Origin of the sequence: Mucilaginibacter gilvus (assembly GCF_004054195.1) — a bacterium.
Lineage (GTDB): Bacteria > Bacteroidota > Bacteroidia > Sphingobacteriales > Sphingobacteriaceae > Mucilaginibacter > Mucilaginibacter gilvus.
The window spans coordinates 885,906-901,276 of the sequence record NZ_SBIW01000003.1; the positions used below are offsets into that span (position 1 = coordinate 885,906).

At 43.5% G+C, this 15,371-nt stretch carries 16 protein-coding genes; 2 read left to right on the top strand and 14 right to left on the bottom strand.

The window, feature by feature from the left end; genetic code table 11:
- Window positions 1–7 precede the first annotated feature (7 nt).
- Window positions 8–910 (top strand): histone deacetylase family protein, encoded by a 903-nt coding sequence (locus tag EPL05_RS09750; protein WP_128533743.1) that lies wholly within the window; start codon window positions 8–10, stop codon window positions 908–910.
- Here EPL05_RS09750 and EPL05_RS09755 read toward each other — a convergent pair.
- The 4 genes from EPL05_RS09755 to EPL05_RS09770 form a co-directional block, all read right to left on the bottom strand.
- Window positions 901–2,274 (bottom strand): MATE family efflux transporter, encoded by a 1,374-nt coding sequence (locus EPL05_RS09755; RefSeq protein ID WP_128533744.1) that lies wholly within the window; start codon window positions 2,272–2,274, stop codon window positions 901–903. The genes EPL05_RS09750 and EPL05_RS09755 overlap by 10 nt on opposite strands.
- A 165-nt stretch (window positions 2,275–2,439) precedes the next feature.
- Window positions 2,440–3,063, bottom strand: a complete 624-nt coding sequence (locus EPL05_RS09760) for an AlbA family DNA-binding domain-containing protein (protein ID WP_128533745.1) — start codon at window positions 3,061–3,063, stop codon at window positions 2,440–2,442.
- Window positions 3,064–3,073: 10 nt separating this feature from the next.
- The gene (locus EPL05_RS09765; RefSeq protein WP_128533746.1) at window positions 3,074–3,526 is read right to left on the bottom strand and encodes a GNAT family N-acetyltransferase; all 453 of its coding nucleotides are present in this window, start codon (window positions 3,524–3,526) and stop codon (window positions 3,074–3,076) included.
- Window positions 3,527–3,530: 4 nt separating this feature from the next.
- Window positions 3,531–4,010, bottom strand: coding sequence for a PaaI family thioesterase (locus tag EPL05_RS09770; RefSeq protein ID WP_128533747.1), 480 nt, complete (start codon window positions 4,008–4,010; stop codon window positions 3,531–3,533).
- Window positions 4,011–4,180: 170 nt separating this feature from the next.
- Here EPL05_RS09770 and EPL05_RS09775 point away from each other — a divergent pair, with 170 nt between their 5' ends.
- Window positions 4,181–4,387, top strand: coding sequence for a coproporphyrinogen III oxidase (locus EPL05_RS09775; RefSeq protein WP_128533748.1), 207 nt, complete (start codon window positions 4,181–4,183; stop codon window positions 4,385–4,387).
- A 185-nt stretch (window positions 4,388–4,572) separates the two neighbouring features.
- Here EPL05_RS09775 and EPL05_RS09780 read toward each other — a convergent pair whose 3' ends face one another.
- From EPL05_RS09780 to EPL05_RS09825, 10 genes are all read right to left on the bottom strand, one after another.
- Window positions 4,573–5,127: an inclusion body family protein gene (locus tag EPL05_RS09780; protein WP_128533749.1), complete on the bottom strand. Its 555-nt coding sequence runs from the start codon at window positions 5,125–5,127 to the stop codon at window positions 4,573–4,575.
- A gap of 559 nt (window positions 5,128–5,686) precedes the next feature.
- The gene (locus EPL05_RS09785; protein WP_128533750.1) at window positions 5,687–6,481 is read right to left on the bottom strand and encodes an SDR family NAD(P)-dependent oxidoreductase; all 795 of its coding nucleotides are present in this window, start codon (window positions 6,479–6,481) and stop codon (window positions 5,687–5,689) included.
- Window positions 6,482–6,729: 248 nt separating this feature from the next.
- Window positions 6,730–7,980: a tetratricopeptide repeat protein gene (locus EPL05_RS09790; protein ID WP_128533751.1), complete on the bottom strand. Its 1,251-nt coding sequence runs from the start codon at window positions 7,978–7,980 to the stop codon at window positions 6,730–6,732.
- 60 nt (window positions 7,981–8,040) lie between these two features.
- Entirely contained in the window at window positions 8,041–9,150 is a 1,110-nt protein-coding gene (locus EPL05_RS09795; protein WP_128533752.1) for a tetratricopeptide repeat protein, read from the bottom strand.
- Window positions 9,151–9,155: 5 nt separating this feature from the next.
- Complete coding sequence (gene gyrA, locus EPL05_RS09800) at window positions 9,156–11,783, bottom strand: DNA gyrase subunit A (RefSeq protein ID WP_128533753.1); 2,628 nt, start codon at window positions 11,781–11,783, stop codon at window positions 9,156–9,158.
- A 173-nt stretch (window positions 11,784–11,956) separates the two neighbouring features.
- Window positions 11,957–12,361: a hypothetical protein gene (locus EPL05_RS09805; RefSeq protein WP_128533754.1), complete on the bottom strand. Its 405-nt coding sequence runs from the start codon at window positions 12,359–12,361 to the stop codon at window positions 11,957–11,959.
- Window positions 12,355–12,645: a hypothetical protein gene (locus EPL05_RS09810; RefSeq protein ID WP_128533755.1), complete on the bottom strand. Its 291-nt coding sequence runs from the start codon at window positions 12,643–12,645 to the stop codon at window positions 12,355–12,357. Before EPL05_RS09810 ends, EPL05_RS09805 begins: the two co-directional genes overlap by 7 nt.
- Window positions 12,636–13,544 (bottom strand): oxygen-dependent coproporphyrinogen oxidase, encoded by a 909-nt coding sequence (gene hemF / locus EPL05_RS09815; RefSeq protein ID WP_128533756.1) that lies wholly within the window; start codon window positions 13,542–13,544, stop codon window positions 12,636–12,638. The genes EPL05_RS09810 and hemF overlap by 10 nt, the downstream gene beginning before the upstream one ends.
- 92 nt (window positions 13,545–13,636) lie before the next feature.
- On the bottom strand, window positions 13,637–14,908 hold the full coding sequence (locus tag EPL05_RS09820; RefSeq protein WP_128533757.1) for an MFS transporter: 1,272 nt from the start codon (window positions 14,906–14,908) through the stop codon (window positions 13,637–13,639).
- A 118-nt stretch (window positions 14,909–15,026) separates the two neighbouring features.
- Window positions 15,027–15,224 (bottom strand): cold-shock protein, encoded by a 198-nt coding sequence (locus tag EPL05_RS09825; protein WP_128533758.1) that lies wholly within the window; start codon window positions 15,222–15,224, stop codon window positions 15,027–15,029.
- Between the last annotated feature and the right edge of the window lie 147 nt (window positions 15,225–15,371).

Consider the following 15,371-nt stretch of genomic DNA (forward strand, 5'->3'; position numbering starts at 1 on the left):
ATCCGCTATGCTTAAAATAGCTTACGACCCCATTTACGCGCACCCTTTGCCACCGGGGCATCGTTTCCCGATGCTGAAGTATGAACTGATACCCGCGCAGTTATTGCACGAAGGGACGATAACGGAAGTTAACCTGTTTTCGCCAACGGAATTGGACGAAGCCACCATTCTATTCACCCACGATAAAATTTATTGGCAAGAACTCCGCGATCTTCCCCTGCCGCCAAAGGAGCAGCGTCGCATTGGTTTCCCACTTTCGGCCCAGTTGGTAGAACGCGAGATCCGCATAGCTAAAGGAACGGTTGACGGCTGCCACTATGCGTTTGAGCACGGCATAGCTTTTAACGTAGCGGGGGGTACCCATCATGCAGGCAGCAACTGGGGCGAAGGTTTTTGTATGCTGAACGACCAAGCGATAGCCGCTAATTATTTATTAAACAAGGACTTAGCTAACTCTATCTTAATTATTGATTTAGATGTACACCAAGGGAACGGCACCGCGCAGATCTTTGAGCAAGAGTCGCGAGTGTTCACCTTTTCGATGCATGGGGATAAGAATTTCCCGTTCCACAAGGAGCCGTCGGATCTGGATCTTTCGCTGGATGATGGTATAGGGGATGAGGCGTATCTTGCTCTTTTAAAAAGCACCTTACCCAGGTTGATAGATAAGTGTCAGCCCGATTTTATCTTTTACTTATCGGGCGTAGATATTTTAGCGTCGGATAAATTAGGGAAATTGTCGGTAAGCAGGGAAGGCTGTAAGGAGCGCGACCGTTTTGTATTGGAGCAATGTAAAGGCCACGGGATCCCGGTGCAGGTGAGCATGGGCGGCGGTTACTCGCCCAATCTTAAAGATATTGTGGAGGCGCATTGCAACACATTCCGCGTGGCCAACCAGCTTTACTTTTGATCTGCTATAACTTTCAGTTTGTTTCTTTTGCTGATAGTTTGAAAACGGAGGAAGAGCATAATGGATGCCGATATTAAACCGCAAACCAAGCCGTACCAAACGCCCAGTACCCCGAGAGTGAGGTAGATGCCCAGTAGGTACCCGACAGGCAAACCGATAACCCAATAAGAAACAAAAGTAATGATGGTGGGGATATTTACATCGCCTATGCCGCGCAGCACACCCAGCCCCACAACCTGTGTTCCGTCAAACAACTGAAAGATCGCGGCAACGATAAGTAGCTGTGATGCAATTGATAATACACGCTCATCTGTAGTATAAATATATGGTAGCACATGATTGAACAGCGTGAATATAACGGCTGTACAACTCATAAACACAATTACAATATGGTAGTTTGATATAGCGGAAAGCCGCAGGTTATGGTGATCGCCCGAGCCGAAATAGTTGCCAGAGCGGATGGCCGCTGCAGAGGAAATACCGCTCGCCATCATATAAGTAATGGCCGCCAAACTAATAGCTACCTGGTGTGCCGCCTGAGGAACCGGGCCAATAACGCCGATCAAAATAGCGGCAGCCCCAAATGCGCTTACCTCAAATGTGTACTGCAAAGCCACCGGAGCGCCGATTTTGAGGATCTGTAAACCACGGATCCGGTCAACGTTTCTTACTGTAAAATCCTGCAGATACTTGCGGAAAGTAGGAGAACGCAATACATAAAATGCCATTACAATTGCCATCACACAACGGTCGATAAGGGTGCTTAAACCCACCCCTCGTATGCCCATGGGCGTAATGCCGAACATGCCTTTTACAAATATTACCCCGAGGCAAATGTTCAGCAGGTTACCCCAGATAGATACCTTCATAGCCTGTTTGGTAAATCCCAATCCTTCGGCAAATTGTTTAAAGGTGCTGAACACCATTAAAGGGATAAGTGATAAGCTTAGTAAAAACAGGAAGGGTTTAGCTTGCACCACCACGGCAGTCGACTGGTGCAATTGATCGATAAACGCCATCACACCAAAATAAATGGCGCAGAACAAAACGATGCCTGTAATTATATTTAGCAATAAACTATTGGAAAGGAGCTTGCTGCACGCTTTGTAATCGCCACGGCCGTAGTTTTGGGCGATGAGCGGCGTAACGCCATAGCTGATGCCAATGCCTATCACGAGCGGAACTAAGAACAAACTGCTTACCAATGATACCGCGGCCAGCGAAGTAGTCCCCGCGAAATGCCCCACGATAACGGAGTCTGACACCTGCACCAAGGTATGCCCCAGCTGCGATATCACAACCGGGATAGCCAGTTTCAGGCTATCGGTATAATAAGGTTTGTATTTGTGGTAAATGGCTTTCATTACTAACGGGGAGCAAAAGTAATAAGTTTAAGTTTGCAAGCCTATAGCGTTTATGAGAAGTTGGCACAGGATAAATAGGGAAGAAAGTTAAAAGTTGAAAGTCAAAAGTTAGAGTTGGTTGTTAGGGGAACTTTCAACTTTTAACCTTATACTTTCAACCCTATGCTAACTCGCCGTATAAAACTCTTCTTTTTCGGTAGTATGCACACGGATCACGCCGGTGAGCACCAGATTCACCAAGATGCGTTGCGCACGGCGGCGGCCTATGTTCAGCAGCTCGCAAAATTGTTTGATGTTGATGCGCTCGCTTTTATCGAGGTGCTCCAGCAGGGCTTTTTCTTTGGAGGAATATTCTATCAGCACACCGTCGTTGCTGGCCGATTGCTTTAGTACTTCTAACACGATTTTACTTGCCAGTACGCTTTTATCTTTCACGCGGATGTATGCCCACCATTTGCCATCCTCGGCAAGGGAATAGTGGGGTTTCTCGGTACTCGCGGGGATATCAACCACTACTACCAGTTTATCGTCCCAATAAATTTCTTCAAACACAGGCTCAAGCGCGGGGCGGCAATAAAAATGGGCGGCCTTGGTTATCATGTAACGCTCCTCGTCTTCAGATTTTACGCCTTTTATAGTGCCATCGTCCAGTACGCCAATAAGTAGCCTGCCGCCAACATTGTTGGCGAAGGATACCATGGTTTTGGCTATCTTTTCGCAGCTGGTAATGGTTTTTTTAAAATCGAGCGATACGCCTTCCCCTTCAAAGATCTGTCGTTTTAAATTCATTTCCGATAGTTTAGTCCGCTTTATAAGGCGTATGTATCTGCATCCAATTTTCAGGATTGTTAATCCGCGTAAATCCAAACTGGCTATAGAGCCCCTGCGCATCTGCAGTCGCTAAGCTCCAGCGGCGCAGGCCCTGCAAGTCGGGATGGGCCAGTATGGTCTGCATCATCCATTTGGAAAGACCTATTCCGCGGTGCGTTTCCAGCACATAAACATCGCACAAATAAGCAAATGTTGCTTGGTCGGTAACTACCCTCGATAGCCCGACTTGTGAACCATTATGGTACAAACCAAAGCACATAGAGTTTTCCAGCGCTATTTTCAGCTTCTCCGCAGGCATCCCTTTTGCCCAATAGGTGGTAGTAAGATAACTATATATTGCCTCAAAATCAAGTTTTGCTTTATCTAAAGAGATCTCGTAGCCCTTTTTAAGGAAGGCGGCATCGTTCATAAAAACAGCCATTGTGTTATATTAATGTTTTAAGCAGGTCGAGGTCGCGCACATAAACCTCGTTCATCAGCGAGGCGCAAACTTCTCCGGCCTGGTTATAAATATCTATTGGGAACAGCTTCTCATACTTCCCTGTCACTATTAACGTTTCTTTCGCCTCGGCAATATTGGCTTCGCTTAATTTTATCTCAAAAAATAAGTTGCTGATTGCCGGCTTTAAGAAGTTTATCTTAGATGATTTAGACCAAATAGCCAACCGTTTTTTACCATCCGCGTTTAATATCTGGTGAAATAATACCGGGTAAAAGGGGTCGGCCGCGGCAAATATCGTCCCGCCGAAAATAGAGCCATTATAGTTTTTATTAAGGAAACTCTTGCTCACCGTCACCCGCACACCTGTAAATCCCTTGTCGAAACCCACCACCCAGATCCGTTGAAAAAGAAGGGGAGGGTAGAGGCGCATCACCCATTTTAACGAATTTTCTGATACTACCATTACCGTTAAATATCAGAAAAATATTGAGCAAAAGCTGATTTTATAACACGAATATTATGATTTGTGGTACGGTGTTTGCAAATCTTAAGAGAATTTACAAAAACCACTTGTATAACAAGTGGTTTTATAACAGTAAATATTAATAACGTCACTCAAAACTCCTATCTATTATGAAAAAGCAAATTTTAAGTTTCGCGTTAGTCGCGACAATGATCGGCACTATCGCCGCAGGTTGCAGTTCAACAAAGGATACTAGCTCAGGGTCTGACAGCACCAAAACAGATTCTACAGCTGTGATGAGCACGCCAACAACCACAACTGATACCGCCAAAGCTGACACGGTGAAAAGAGATACCACAAAAAAGGTTCCTTTATAACACCAGTTTGGTTAACGATTAAAAGGAGTAGAAATTATTTTCTACTCCTTTTTTTATGGTCTCAAAATCAGTTAGAATGCTCAGTAAATTGTTCTTTACTTGAGCGTTCTAATAAACAAAGGGGTTTTATTGGCTTTACAATAACCGGGAGGTTTCCGCCAATAGCTAATGGTCTTTTACAACCTTTATTGAGGCACAGTGCAAGTTGGGTCCCAATAGTAGTAACCATATAGGTTTTGAGTTTGCCCGTCGTTACCAGTTGTGTATAAGGCAAAGAAAACGAAGAAGTTCTCGGTACCCGATTTTTGTACGGTGGTATCCAGGCTTGTGAAGCTTAACTGAGCCTGTATGGCCGGCAATCCGTTGGGGCTGGTTACATTGGGCATTACGGCCCTGTTTCTTTGAACCAAATTGGGCGTAAACTGGTTAAATACACTGTCGCCGCTCCAATATCTAATGCCGTAAATAATCACCGCGTCATCAGAGTTTTGGTAGATGGAAGTGCCGCGGAATCTTACCCTGTCGCCGGGGAAGGCACGGAAATTAAGGTCGGCCGTTCCTTGGCCGCCGATGACGCCACGTGGATCGTAAGCGATCATATACTGGCTGTTGTGATCAATACCCGTAGGTTGATCCGGGTTCTGGCTTGGGTTTGGAAAATTTGTTTTGATATACTCTGTGTTGATAACGATGAGTACGTCGATGTCCTGCGCTGAGGACATAGCAGATGCTGTGGTCATAATAATAAGGTTTAAAAGGTGCTTACTCTTGGATCAGATTTTCGGCTTTCTCTGTGTTATTATAACAAAGATATTGCTTATAAAGAAACCGTAAAGGGCAGATAAACCCTTTCAAAATAATTTTATAGCTTATAGGAATATCACAATTCGATAAAGTGAATTATAAGTACTGATTTACGATAAGGAAATAATGTTATTGTTTAATAATCAACTTATTGTGACAGTTATTTTCTTCAGTTCACTTTTAGAAAAAAAATTTCCGTAAACTACTAAAGCATTTCAATTTGATAACAATTTTAACTATTATATAATTTAAGAAGAGGGGTGAGGTGAAAAAACTAACTGTTCAGAATTTAATGTAAAGGCAAGAGTATGCTGATAGCGCTTCTGTTACAAAAAGGGAAGCGTATGAGAAAGGTATAAATGTCTTTTTGGAAGATGAATTATAGCTTATATAAGATGTTTACCACGCTATAAGCGGTTGTGTATAAGTCTTCGTTTCGCGTTTTATAGGTGGCCGGGAAATTTCCCGACCACTTTTGTTTTGCCGGCTTTAAACTTAGAAAGCAGTTTTAATTACACCGCCATCCACCCGCAGTGTAGCGCCATTTGTAGCTGCAGCAAGCGGACTTGCGATATAAACCACCATATTGGCAATTTCTTCGGGCGTTATAAACCGTTTTAATAAGGACGTGCCGCGCATATTGGTGAAAAATTCCTTTTCCATCTCCGCATCAGTAAAGCCCTGTTCTTTAGCTACGGCTTTTATAAACTCGCTGGCACCTTCAGATGCCGTTGGGCCAGGCAACACGGTGTTTACCGTTACACCAGTGTTTGCCGTGAGCTCTGCCAGGCCGCGCGCTACCGATATTTGGGCCGTTTTTGTTACTCCATAATGGATCATTTCGGCAGGAATTTGCACGCCCGATTCACTGGAAATAAAGATAATGCGTCCCCAATTTTTCGCAATCATTTTATCAAAATAGGCCCTTGATAAGCGCACGCCGCTCATTACGTTCACTTCAAAAAATTTAAACCATTCTTCGTCCGGGATGGTTTTAAATTCTTTTGGATCGAATATTCCTATATTGTTCACCAGTATATCAACTTCGGGCAGTTCCTTTATCAGGTCATTTATCTGGGTAACATCTGCAAAATCAGCTGCGATACCTTTAACGTTTTGATTGCCGGTTTCCGCGATTATTTTTTCCACCGTGGCGTTTACACGATCCACGCCACGACCGTTTACAATTACGTGCGCTCCTTCGGATGCTAACAATTTTGCTATGGCGTAACCAATACCGGCAGTTGAACCGGTTACCAGCGCTATTTTATTTTTTATTTTAAGATCCATTTTACGTAAAGTTTTTTTGGTGTGATGTTTTAATTAAAGCAAGAGTAGAACATTCTGTTTGTAATTATATCAGCATAAACTAAATATGGTGCAGTATTGACACTAAAACGCTTAAATGATAGTTATTAATAAAAGTCTTATAATTAACATTATGTTAAGTAATAAATTAAACGGTCGTAAGAAATCTATATAAAACAAAAACGCCACCTCTTCCGAGATGGCGTTTGATATGCTTTGTTGCTATTATATTATTCTTTAGCGGCGTCCATTAACTTGGTGTATTTATCAACGTTTGGCTGATCTTTTTTACCGCGGTAATAAGTTATCAGGTTGGCTAGCGCGTCTCTCGATCCTGGTTTCAAATCCACAGCTTTTTGCAGAAATGGTTTTGCTACATCAAACTGTACTGCCGATTTTGCCATCAACGCATCGTATTGTTTTTGTGCAGTTGCGGTGCCGGGTAAGTTATTGGCTGCGTTAAACGAATCAATAGCGGGTGAAAGTAAAATGTAACCAAGGTTTAAATTTGCTTCAAAATAACCGGGATCTATCTCCAATGCTTTTTTGTACATCTCTGCAGCCTTGTCGTAGTTCTCTGTCTTTTTTGCTTTTAACGCGGCTTTGCCCGGAAGATCTTTAGTGGTTTTTACTTTTTCTGCAGCAATATCGCCTGTTTGCGAATACACCAAACCAGCATAGTAATAAAGCGCTTTGTTTTTAGGATCGTTAGCTATAGCTGCAGTGATCTTAGAAAGCACTTCTTGTGATTTACCTGTTTGTAAACCGATCTCGATTTCTTTTTTACGCAACGTTGAACTGTTTGGGTATTTTACCAGGCCCTCAGCTACTGATTTTAACGCACCGGCGGTATCCTTACTTACCAGGTACATGCCTGATAGCTCATCATAAATACGCTCACCGTTTGAATATTTGGTAGTAACCAGTTTGCTGTAATTTGCAATTGCTGCCGGGTAATTTTTAGAGTTATAAGCTGCAAGGCCTGTGTAGAATATAGCGGTAGTATCTTCAGGCGAAATACTGCGGTAGTAATCAAATGCCTTGTAAGCTACGTCGTATTTGGCACCCTGATAAGCTTTTACCCCAGCCGATAACTGGTATTGAGCTAAGCTAAGGGCCCCATCCTCAATTATTTTTTTGTTTTCGCCTTTTGCGTCGGTCTCTTTAGCTTTTTTCAAAGCTTCTTCTGCAGTTGCAAATAAAGGCGCTGAAGTAGTTGTTACAGTATCTAAAGTGGCAAGAGTTGCGTAGATGGCACCTTTAAGCGCATAGGTTTGTGGCAAAGTACTTGTTTTTGCATCTGTTGCAGCCTTATCTATCGATGTTTTGGCATTGTTAAGGCTTGTTAAAGCCAGTTGGCCCTGCCTTATAGCTTGGTATTTTTCAAATTCGGTTTGTGCGTTACTCAACTCCCTTTTTTGTGCAAAGGTTGTTGCTGAAGCAAAGGCCAGCAGGCCAGCCATTAAAAATTTAATTTTCATTTTAAATAGTTTTTGTATTTAAGTGTAATGAACCTGCGGCCAAACGGCGGCTATTCATGTTTAGTTGGTTACTTGTTGCAATTTGTTATTTACCCTATCCAACTGGCTTTGGTTGCCCGTTTTTTTATAGGCCAGTTGTAACAGCGCTAAACAGTTTTTATCACGCGGGGCCATTTCGTTGGCTTTTTCAAGCCATAATATAGCACTGGTGATGTTTTTATCATTGTTATCCTTAAGCGCGCTCTTTTTAAAATAAAGCAAACCGAGATTAAATACCGGTTCGTAAGCAGCGCCGTTAAGTTCAATGGCCCTAAGATATAAAGATTCTGCTTTGTCGTACTGATTTAAATTATCGTAGCAGTTTGCCGCCACAAAGGCAATATCAGCATTGTTTGCATTGTTATCTATCAAAGCCCCAATTAGTGGTTCTAACGCTTTATAGTCCTTTTTGTTATTATAAATATTAGCCTCATCCTGCAGTAGCTGCTTATCGGCAGGTAATATTTTACGTGCGCGCTTTAATATCTGCAGCGCTTTGGCGGTATCTCCAATTGATTTATAGATGGATGATGCCGTTTGAAAATACTCCAGTTTCGTGCTATCCGCAGCTATTAAATTGCTGTAATTTTTGGCTGCTTCCTGCAAATTGCCTTGTTTATTATTGGCATAAGCCATGTAGGCGTTTACCGGTTTAAACGAAGGCGCGTAGTTTTTCGCCTTTTGAAAAGCCGCGGAAGCTTTGGCAAAGTCGTTATTGGTAGTGGCTACAAAACCTTTGCGAATATAAGCATTGGTGAGGCAGCGCCTCGAGTAATCAAGTTCTGGTTGAAACTTGTAGGCTTTTTGCCTAGTAGAGAGCTTATCAAGCAAGGCTGATGTTTGATCTATAAACGTTTCCGGCTGGTTCATCTTATTTAAAGTATCGGTGTTAAGGATACTCGAATAAACAATGAGACGATAAACGTTCTTCGTCAGATCGCTGGAGTCGGACCTGGTAACAATTAAACTATCGGCTGATTTTTTTGCTCGTGCAAGGTACGCCAAGTCGTTTTTTTGCTTATAAAAAGCAAGGTTGTTTACCACTGCCTTTAGCGCTTCTGACTGTGCAGAAACTAAAGATGTAGTAAACAACCCTAAAACCAGTAATATTATCTTACGGTTATGCTGCATAAGTTTTATTCTGTTTTGTCGTCAGCTTCAGGCTCCTCTCCTGCTGCGTCAGTATTATCAGTTGGTTTTGTACTTGGTGTTTCGGCTACCGGTATGGCTGCAGTTGATGCCAGGGTTTCGGTACCTTCTTCAGCAACTACTGCCGAACTATCCAGCTCCTCGTCCTCATCATGATCCACCTTGGCTACCGAAGCTATCTCATCATTACCCTTAAGGGTGATCAACCTTACACCTTGCGTAGCGCGACCCATGGTACGCAATTCCGCAATGGCGATACGAATAATGATACCCGATTTGTTGATGATCATCAGATCCTCTTTATCAGTAACACCTTTTATGGCAACAAGTTTTCCTGTTTTTTCGGTAACGTTCAAGGTTTTTACGCCTTTACCACCACGGTTGGTAACACGGTAGTCGTCAATATCGGTACGTTTACCGTAGCCTTTTTCAGATACCACCAATACGGTAGTTTCCTTATCGTCGATGGCTATCATACCAACAACTTCATCGTTATCGCTGTCTAAGCTAATTCCGCGTACGCCTGTAGCAGTACGACCCATCGGCCTAACAGTAGATTCGTTGAAGCGGATAGCACGGCCCGATTGCAGCGCCATTACAATTTCGCTGCTGCCGGTGGTCAATGTTGCTTCTAATAGAGAGTCGCCGTCGTTAATGTTGATGGCGTTGATACCATTTGCACGCGGGCGTGAGTATGCCTCTAAAGATGTTTTTTTGATAACACCTTTTTTGGTACACATAATAATAAAGTTGTTCTCCAGGTAATCTTTATCCTTCAGCGATTTTAGCTTGATGTAAGCCTTAATGTTCTCTTCTTTAGGGATATTGATGATGTTTTGGATAGCGCGGCCTTTAGAAGTACGTGTGCCTTCCGGGATTTCGAATACACGTAACCAGAAACACTGCCCGCTCTCGGTAAAGAACAGCATGTAATTGTGGTTAGATGCGATAAACAGGTGCTCAATAAAGTCGGCATCGCGGCTGTTGCTGCCTAAGCTACCTTTACCACCCCTGCCCTGCCTGCGGTATTCCGTAAGCGAGGTACGTTTGATATATCCTTCGCGCGAGATGGTGATCACTACATCCTCATCTTCAATAAAGTCTTCGGTTTGCATTTCTGCCGATGAGTGTACCATTTCGGTTTTACGCTCGTCACCGTATTTAGCTTTTATATCTAATAATTCGTCTTTGATGATCTGCATCCGCAGGCCTTCATCAGCCAAAATAGATTTTAAGTAATCGATGGTTTTCATTAACGCATCGTACTCGTCTTTTATCTTATCACGCTCCAGGCCGGTTAAACGCCTTAAGGTCATATCCAAAATGGCACGTGCCTGTATATCGCTCAGCTGGAAGTTTGCCATCAAACCTTCGCGTGCTTCGTCCGGAGTGGATGAAGCGCGTATCAGGCGGATAACTTCCTCGATATGGTCGAGCGCTATCAGCAAACCTTCTAAAATATGGGCGCGTTTTTCGGCCTCGGCTAATTCGTATTTGGTACGGCGGATAACTACCTCATGCCTGTGCTCAACAAAATGATGGATCAGATCCCTTAGGTTTAGCATCATTGGCCTGCCATGTACCAGCGCGATATTATTTACGCTGAAGGATGTTTGCAGGGCAGTATACTTGTACAAGTTATTTAGTACGATAGCGGCGTTGGCATCGCGTTTTATCTCGTAAACCACGCGGATTCCCTCGCGGTTACTTTCGTCGCGGATAGCGGTGATACCTTCTATTTTCTTTTCGTTCACCAGCTCGGCAGTACGCTCTATCATCAGCGCCTTGTTTACCTGGTAAGGTACTTCGGTAACGATGATTCGTTCGCGTTCGCCATTGTAAGTTTCAATTTCTGCGCGGGAGCGGATAACGATTCGTCCGCGGCCCGTTTCCAGTGCCTGGCGCGGGCCTTCAAACCCGTAGATGATACCACCTGTTGGGAAATCGGGGCCTTTAACGTAGGTCATCAGTTCCGCAATTTCTATGTTGCGGTTATCTATCAGCGCTATGGTAGCATCAACAATTTCTGATAAGTTGTGCGGTGCCATGTTGGTGGCCATACCTACCGCTATACCGCTTGCGCCATTCACCAAAAGGTTAGGGAATTTTGCAGGCAGAACGGTTGGCTCATGCAGCGAGTCGTCAAAGTTCAGCTGGAAATCGATGGTGTCTTTATTGATGTCGGCCAGCATTTCCTCTGCAATTTTTTCGAGCCTTGCTTCGGTATAACGCATTGCCGCGGGCTGGTCACCATCTATCGAGCCGTAGTTGCCCTGGCCCTCAACAAATGGGTACCTCAGGCTCCAGTCCTGTGCCATACGCACCATGGCATCGTATACCGAAGTATCGCCATGCGGGTGGTATTTACCCAGTACCTCACCTACTATACGTGCAGATTTTTTGTAGGGCTTGTTGTTGTACAAACCCAGATCGAGCATGCCATACAATACGCGCCTGTGTACCGGTTTTAAACCGTCGCGCACATCGGGCAGAGCCCTTGATACGATAACCGACATTGAGTAGTCAATGTAGGCCGATCGCATTTCCTCATCAATATTTATCGAAATTATTCTGTCTTCTTGTTGTGGATTATCGTTTTCAGTTCCTTCAGCCATTTGTTTTTCTTAGTGGAAAATATAATCAGTATTCGCGTTTAAAATTGGTTTTTTTATACGACCTGCGAAGTTAAAAAAATTAACACAGAAAAGTGTCTTTTTTACTAACATTCGGGGCTTTTATCAACGTTTTAAGGGTAAAAAACGGGTCAAAAATGTGTTACAAAAGGGCATTAAGGCTTTACTTTTTTCCAGTATTCCTGCACGGTTGTACCGTTGGGTAATAGCCCGCTAAAGCTGAGCGTGTCGTTGCTGATATGGTACACATAACGCACGCTGATATTGAGTGTTTTAGATGGCTCGCGGCTGTAGGTTTGCGTTTCCAGGCAGGTATCCTGCTCCAATGTGTATTTGCCCTGCTCGTATACGATGGTATCCTGGCCGGGTTCTATAAAGGTTGCCTCATACTCCGAATCGGTGTACCGCCGCTGTAATTTATAATCTTTAGATGGCCCACCTGCCTTGCCGTTATAAACGCCGCCTGCGTACACATAGGTACCTGAGAGCGTGCCCTGTAAACGAAAAGATAAAAGTATAACAGACAAAGCGATAGCTGGAAATAACTTATTTTTTAACATTGTACTGTTAGTAGCGAAAAGTATGCCGAAGTAAAAAAGAGGATTACCGTCAGTGCAATCATAATTGCATAGGCATTGCGCACCGCAAATTCATCCCGGTAATATGCGCGGAATGCAAGCACTATCATCACTGCGCCGAAAACAAGAAAAATAGCTGTAGAAATAAAGAGCATAACGCCCTGGCTCGTTTTATCAGTAAAAATAAATAACCCGATTACTATCGCTGCAGAGTAAATAAACAATGCCAGCCCGCTTGCCAAAAGTTTTTTGATATCTAAACCCAATTGATCCCTTTTTTAAGTAATGATAGGGTTCGCTCCTCTTCGCTGCCCGGCTGCGCGTGGTAATCATATACCCATTTGGCAGTTGGTGGCAGGCTCATCAGGATGGATTCGATACGGCCGTTGGTTTCCAGTCCGAAGCGGGTACCTGCATCGTAAACCAGGTTAAACTCGGTGTAGCGGCTGCGGCGCTGATATTGCCATTGCTGTTGCTCGGGCGTAAACTCTTTGTAGCGGCTGCGGTTAACCAATTCGGTGTAGGTTGGAATGAATGAGCGGCCAAGCACTTTAGAGAACTCAAAGATCATCTCCCAGTTCATATCCTCGTTGGCGGTAAGCCTGTCGTAAAAAATCCCGCCTACGCCACGGGTTTCGTCGCGGTGCTTGATAAAAAAGTAATCATCGGCCCAAACTTTAAAGCGGTGGTAAAACTCATCGTTAAAATGGTCGCACACGTTCTTTATTTGCTGGTGGAAGAATTGGGCGTCTTCATCAACCACATAATGCGGCGTAAGATCAATGCCCCCGCCAAACCAATGTACAGGTGTTTCGCCGGTATCGGTTGGCATTTCAAAGTACCGAATGTTCATGTGGATAATAGGCACCAGCGGGTGGTTGGGATGTATCACGATAGAGATACCCGTAGCGAAGAAATCCTCTTGCTCTACATTTAGCGCTTTCTTCATGGTGTGCGGCAGTTTGCCGTGCACCGCGGAGAAGTTAACGCCGCCTTTTTCAAATATATTTCCGTTTTGGATAATGCGGGTGCGGCCTCCACCTCCCCCTTCGCGCTCCCAAAGCTCTTCTTCAAATTTAGCCAGCCCGTCGGTAGCTTCGAGGGCTGCACATATCTCGTCCTGTATTTCGCGGTAACCTGCAGCTATTTGTTCCTTACTAATCATTAATTTAAAATTATTGATTTAGTGAATTAGTGTTTCACAACAACAAAACTAAACAAAGTATTGATTAAGCTAAACATGTTCTTAATCACTAATTAACTTACTCCGGCTTCTTCCTCTATATAATTCAAGTCCTTACCAAAACTTTCCTTAAGGCGGCTAAGCGAATATAACGCCAGCGCGGTAACAATAAACATCATTACATAACCACTTTTAAGGATGCTGGAATCTTTACCGCCGTGCGCTGTAAAATATTTTACAAACGTTTCGAACAGTAAAGTAATAGGAATAAGCGCCCCTCTTACAAAATTAGGCACTGTAGTAGTAACCGTGGCGCGGATGTTGGTACCAAACTGCTCTGAAGCAATAGTAACGAATGTTGCCCAGTAGCCTACCGAAAAACCCATAAATAAACAGAGCCAAACAAACTGCTTTTCGGTAATACCGTATGCGTTTAAGTAGAGCATTACGCTGATGAGCGACAACACCTGGAAAACGAACATGGTTAATTTACGCGACTTAGTTAACTGCGCGAATAACCCCGCAAAGAGATCGCCGATGGAAATACCGATGTACGACCACATAATACCATTACCCGCCAGCAGAGGCTTAGGAGCACCCAGTTCGCGGCCAAACTCAGGAGATTGTGTTATTAAAATGCCCACCACGAACCAAAGCGGCATCCCTATTAAAATACAATGGAGGTATTTAAAAAAACGCTGTTTATTGTTAAAAAGCATCAATATATTACCTTTTGACACTTTGCTTTCGGCAACATTTTTGAACATGCCCGACTCAAACGTCCCTATCCTGAGCAGCAGTAGTAAAACACCCAGGCCACCGCCAATAAAATAGGCATTCCGCCATCCGAATTTTGTTGCTACAAGATTTGCCGCAACGGCGCCGAAAAGACCCACAACCGCAACGATCATGGTGCCATAGCCACGGTTTTCTTTACTTAAAGTTTCGCTTACCAGTGTAATGCCTGCACCCAGTTCGCCTGCAAGGCCGATGCCTGCGATGAGCCGGACAATTGCATATAGATTTACGTCATGAACCAGCCCATTGGCAAAGTTTGCCACCGAGTATAAAAGAATAGAACCAAACAAAACCTTTATGCGGCCAAGCTTATCGCCCAGTATGCCCCATAACACTCCGCCCAATAGCAGGCCCCCCATTTGCATATTAATGATATACTCTCCCTGTAAACGGAGGTCGGCATCAGAAACGCCTATGTCGTGCAAACTGGCTTTGCGTACAATGCCAAACACGAGGAGATCATATATATCAACAAAGTAACCTAAGGAGGCTACTATTACAAGGAATATGGCGTTTTTGGTAAGCTTTGCAGGAGCTGTAGCAGTCATAATGGATGAGGAGTTATGGTTGGTGTGGCTAATGTAGATAAAGCGGGGAATGTTGCCTAATTTTTTTGCATAAAAAAACCCCTGTACATACAGAGGTTTATAATATGGTTATGGTGGCTTAAACTTTTTTTACGTTAACCGCCTGTAATCCTTTTCTGCCTTCTTCTACATCGTACTCTACGCTGTCGTTATCCTTAATAGCGTTTACGCCGCCCTGTACATCTTTAAAGTGAACAAACAGATCTTTACCATCGTCGGTAACAATAAAGCCGTAACCTTTTTGGGTGTTAAACCATTTTACTTTTCCAGTTTTCATAATATTAGAATAATCGTATTAAAAAATTTTGTTTAGCCGATCAGTAAGTAATTCAACTGAGTATAAAAATGGTTTAATATTCAATTATAGAATGTACAACTATCTTTTCAAATATATAAAATTATTAATAACCAAATAAAATTATTT

Excerpts from the sequence above, each read along its gene's own strand:
- EPL05_RS09750 (WP_128533743.1), top strand. The coding sequence starts at position 8 with ATGCTTAAAATAGCTTACGACCCCATTTACGCGCACCCTTTGCCACCG.
- EPL05_RS09755 (WP_128533744.1), bottom strand. The coding sequence starts at position 2,274 with ATGAAAGCCATTTACCACAAATACAAACCTTATTATACCGATAGCCTG.
- EPL05_RS09760 (WP_128533745.1), bottom strand. The coding sequence starts at position 3,063 with ATGAATTTAAAACGACAGATCTTTGAAGGGGAAGGCGTATCGCTCGAT.
- EPL05_RS09765 (WP_128533746.1), bottom strand. The coding sequence starts at position 3,526 with ATGGCTGTTTTTATGAACGATGCCGCCTTCCTTAAAAAGGGCTACGAG.
- EPL05_RS09770 (WP_128533747.1), bottom strand. The coding sequence starts at position 4,010 with ATGGTAGTATCAGAAAATTCGTTAAAATGGGTGATGCGCCTCTACCCT.
- EPL05_RS09775 (WP_128533748.1), top strand. The coding sequence starts at position 4,181 with ATGAAAAAGCAAATTTTAAGTTTCGCGTTAGTCGCGACAATGATCGGC.
- EPL05_RS09780 (WP_128533749.1), bottom strand. The coding sequence starts at position 5,127 with ATGACCACAGCATCTGCTATGTCCTCAGCGCAGGACATCGACGTACTC.
- EPL05_RS09785 (WP_128533750.1), bottom strand. The coding sequence starts at position 6,481 with ATGGATCTTAAAATAAAAAATAAAATAGCGCTGGTAACCGGTTCAACT.
- EPL05_RS09790 (WP_128533751.1), bottom strand. The coding sequence starts at position 7,980 with ATGAAAATTAAATTTTTAATGGCTGGCCTGCTGGCCTTTGCTTCAGCA.
- EPL05_RS09795 (WP_128533752.1), bottom strand. The coding sequence starts at position 9,150 with ATGCAGCATAACCGTAAGATAATATTACTGGTTTTAGGGTTGTTTACT.
- gyrA (WP_128533753.1), bottom strand. The coding sequence starts at position 11,783 with ATGGCTGAAGGAACTGAAAACGATAATCCACAACAAGAAGACAGAATA.
- EPL05_RS09805 (WP_128533754.1), bottom strand. The coding sequence starts at position 12,361 with ATGTTAAAAAATAAGTTATTTCCAGCTATCGCTTTGTCTGTTATACTT.
- hemF (WP_128533756.1), bottom strand. The coding sequence starts at position 13,544 with ATGATTAGTAAGGAACAAATAGCTGCAGGTTACCGCGAAATACAGGAC.
- EPL05_RS09820 (WP_128533757.1), bottom strand. The coding sequence starts at position 14,908 with ATGACTGCTACAGCTCCTGCAAAGCTTACCAAAAACGCCATATTCCTT.
- EPL05_RS09825 (WP_128533758.1), bottom strand. The coding sequence starts at position 15,224 with ATGAAAACTGGAAAAGTAAAATGGTTTAACACCCAAAAAGGTTACGGC.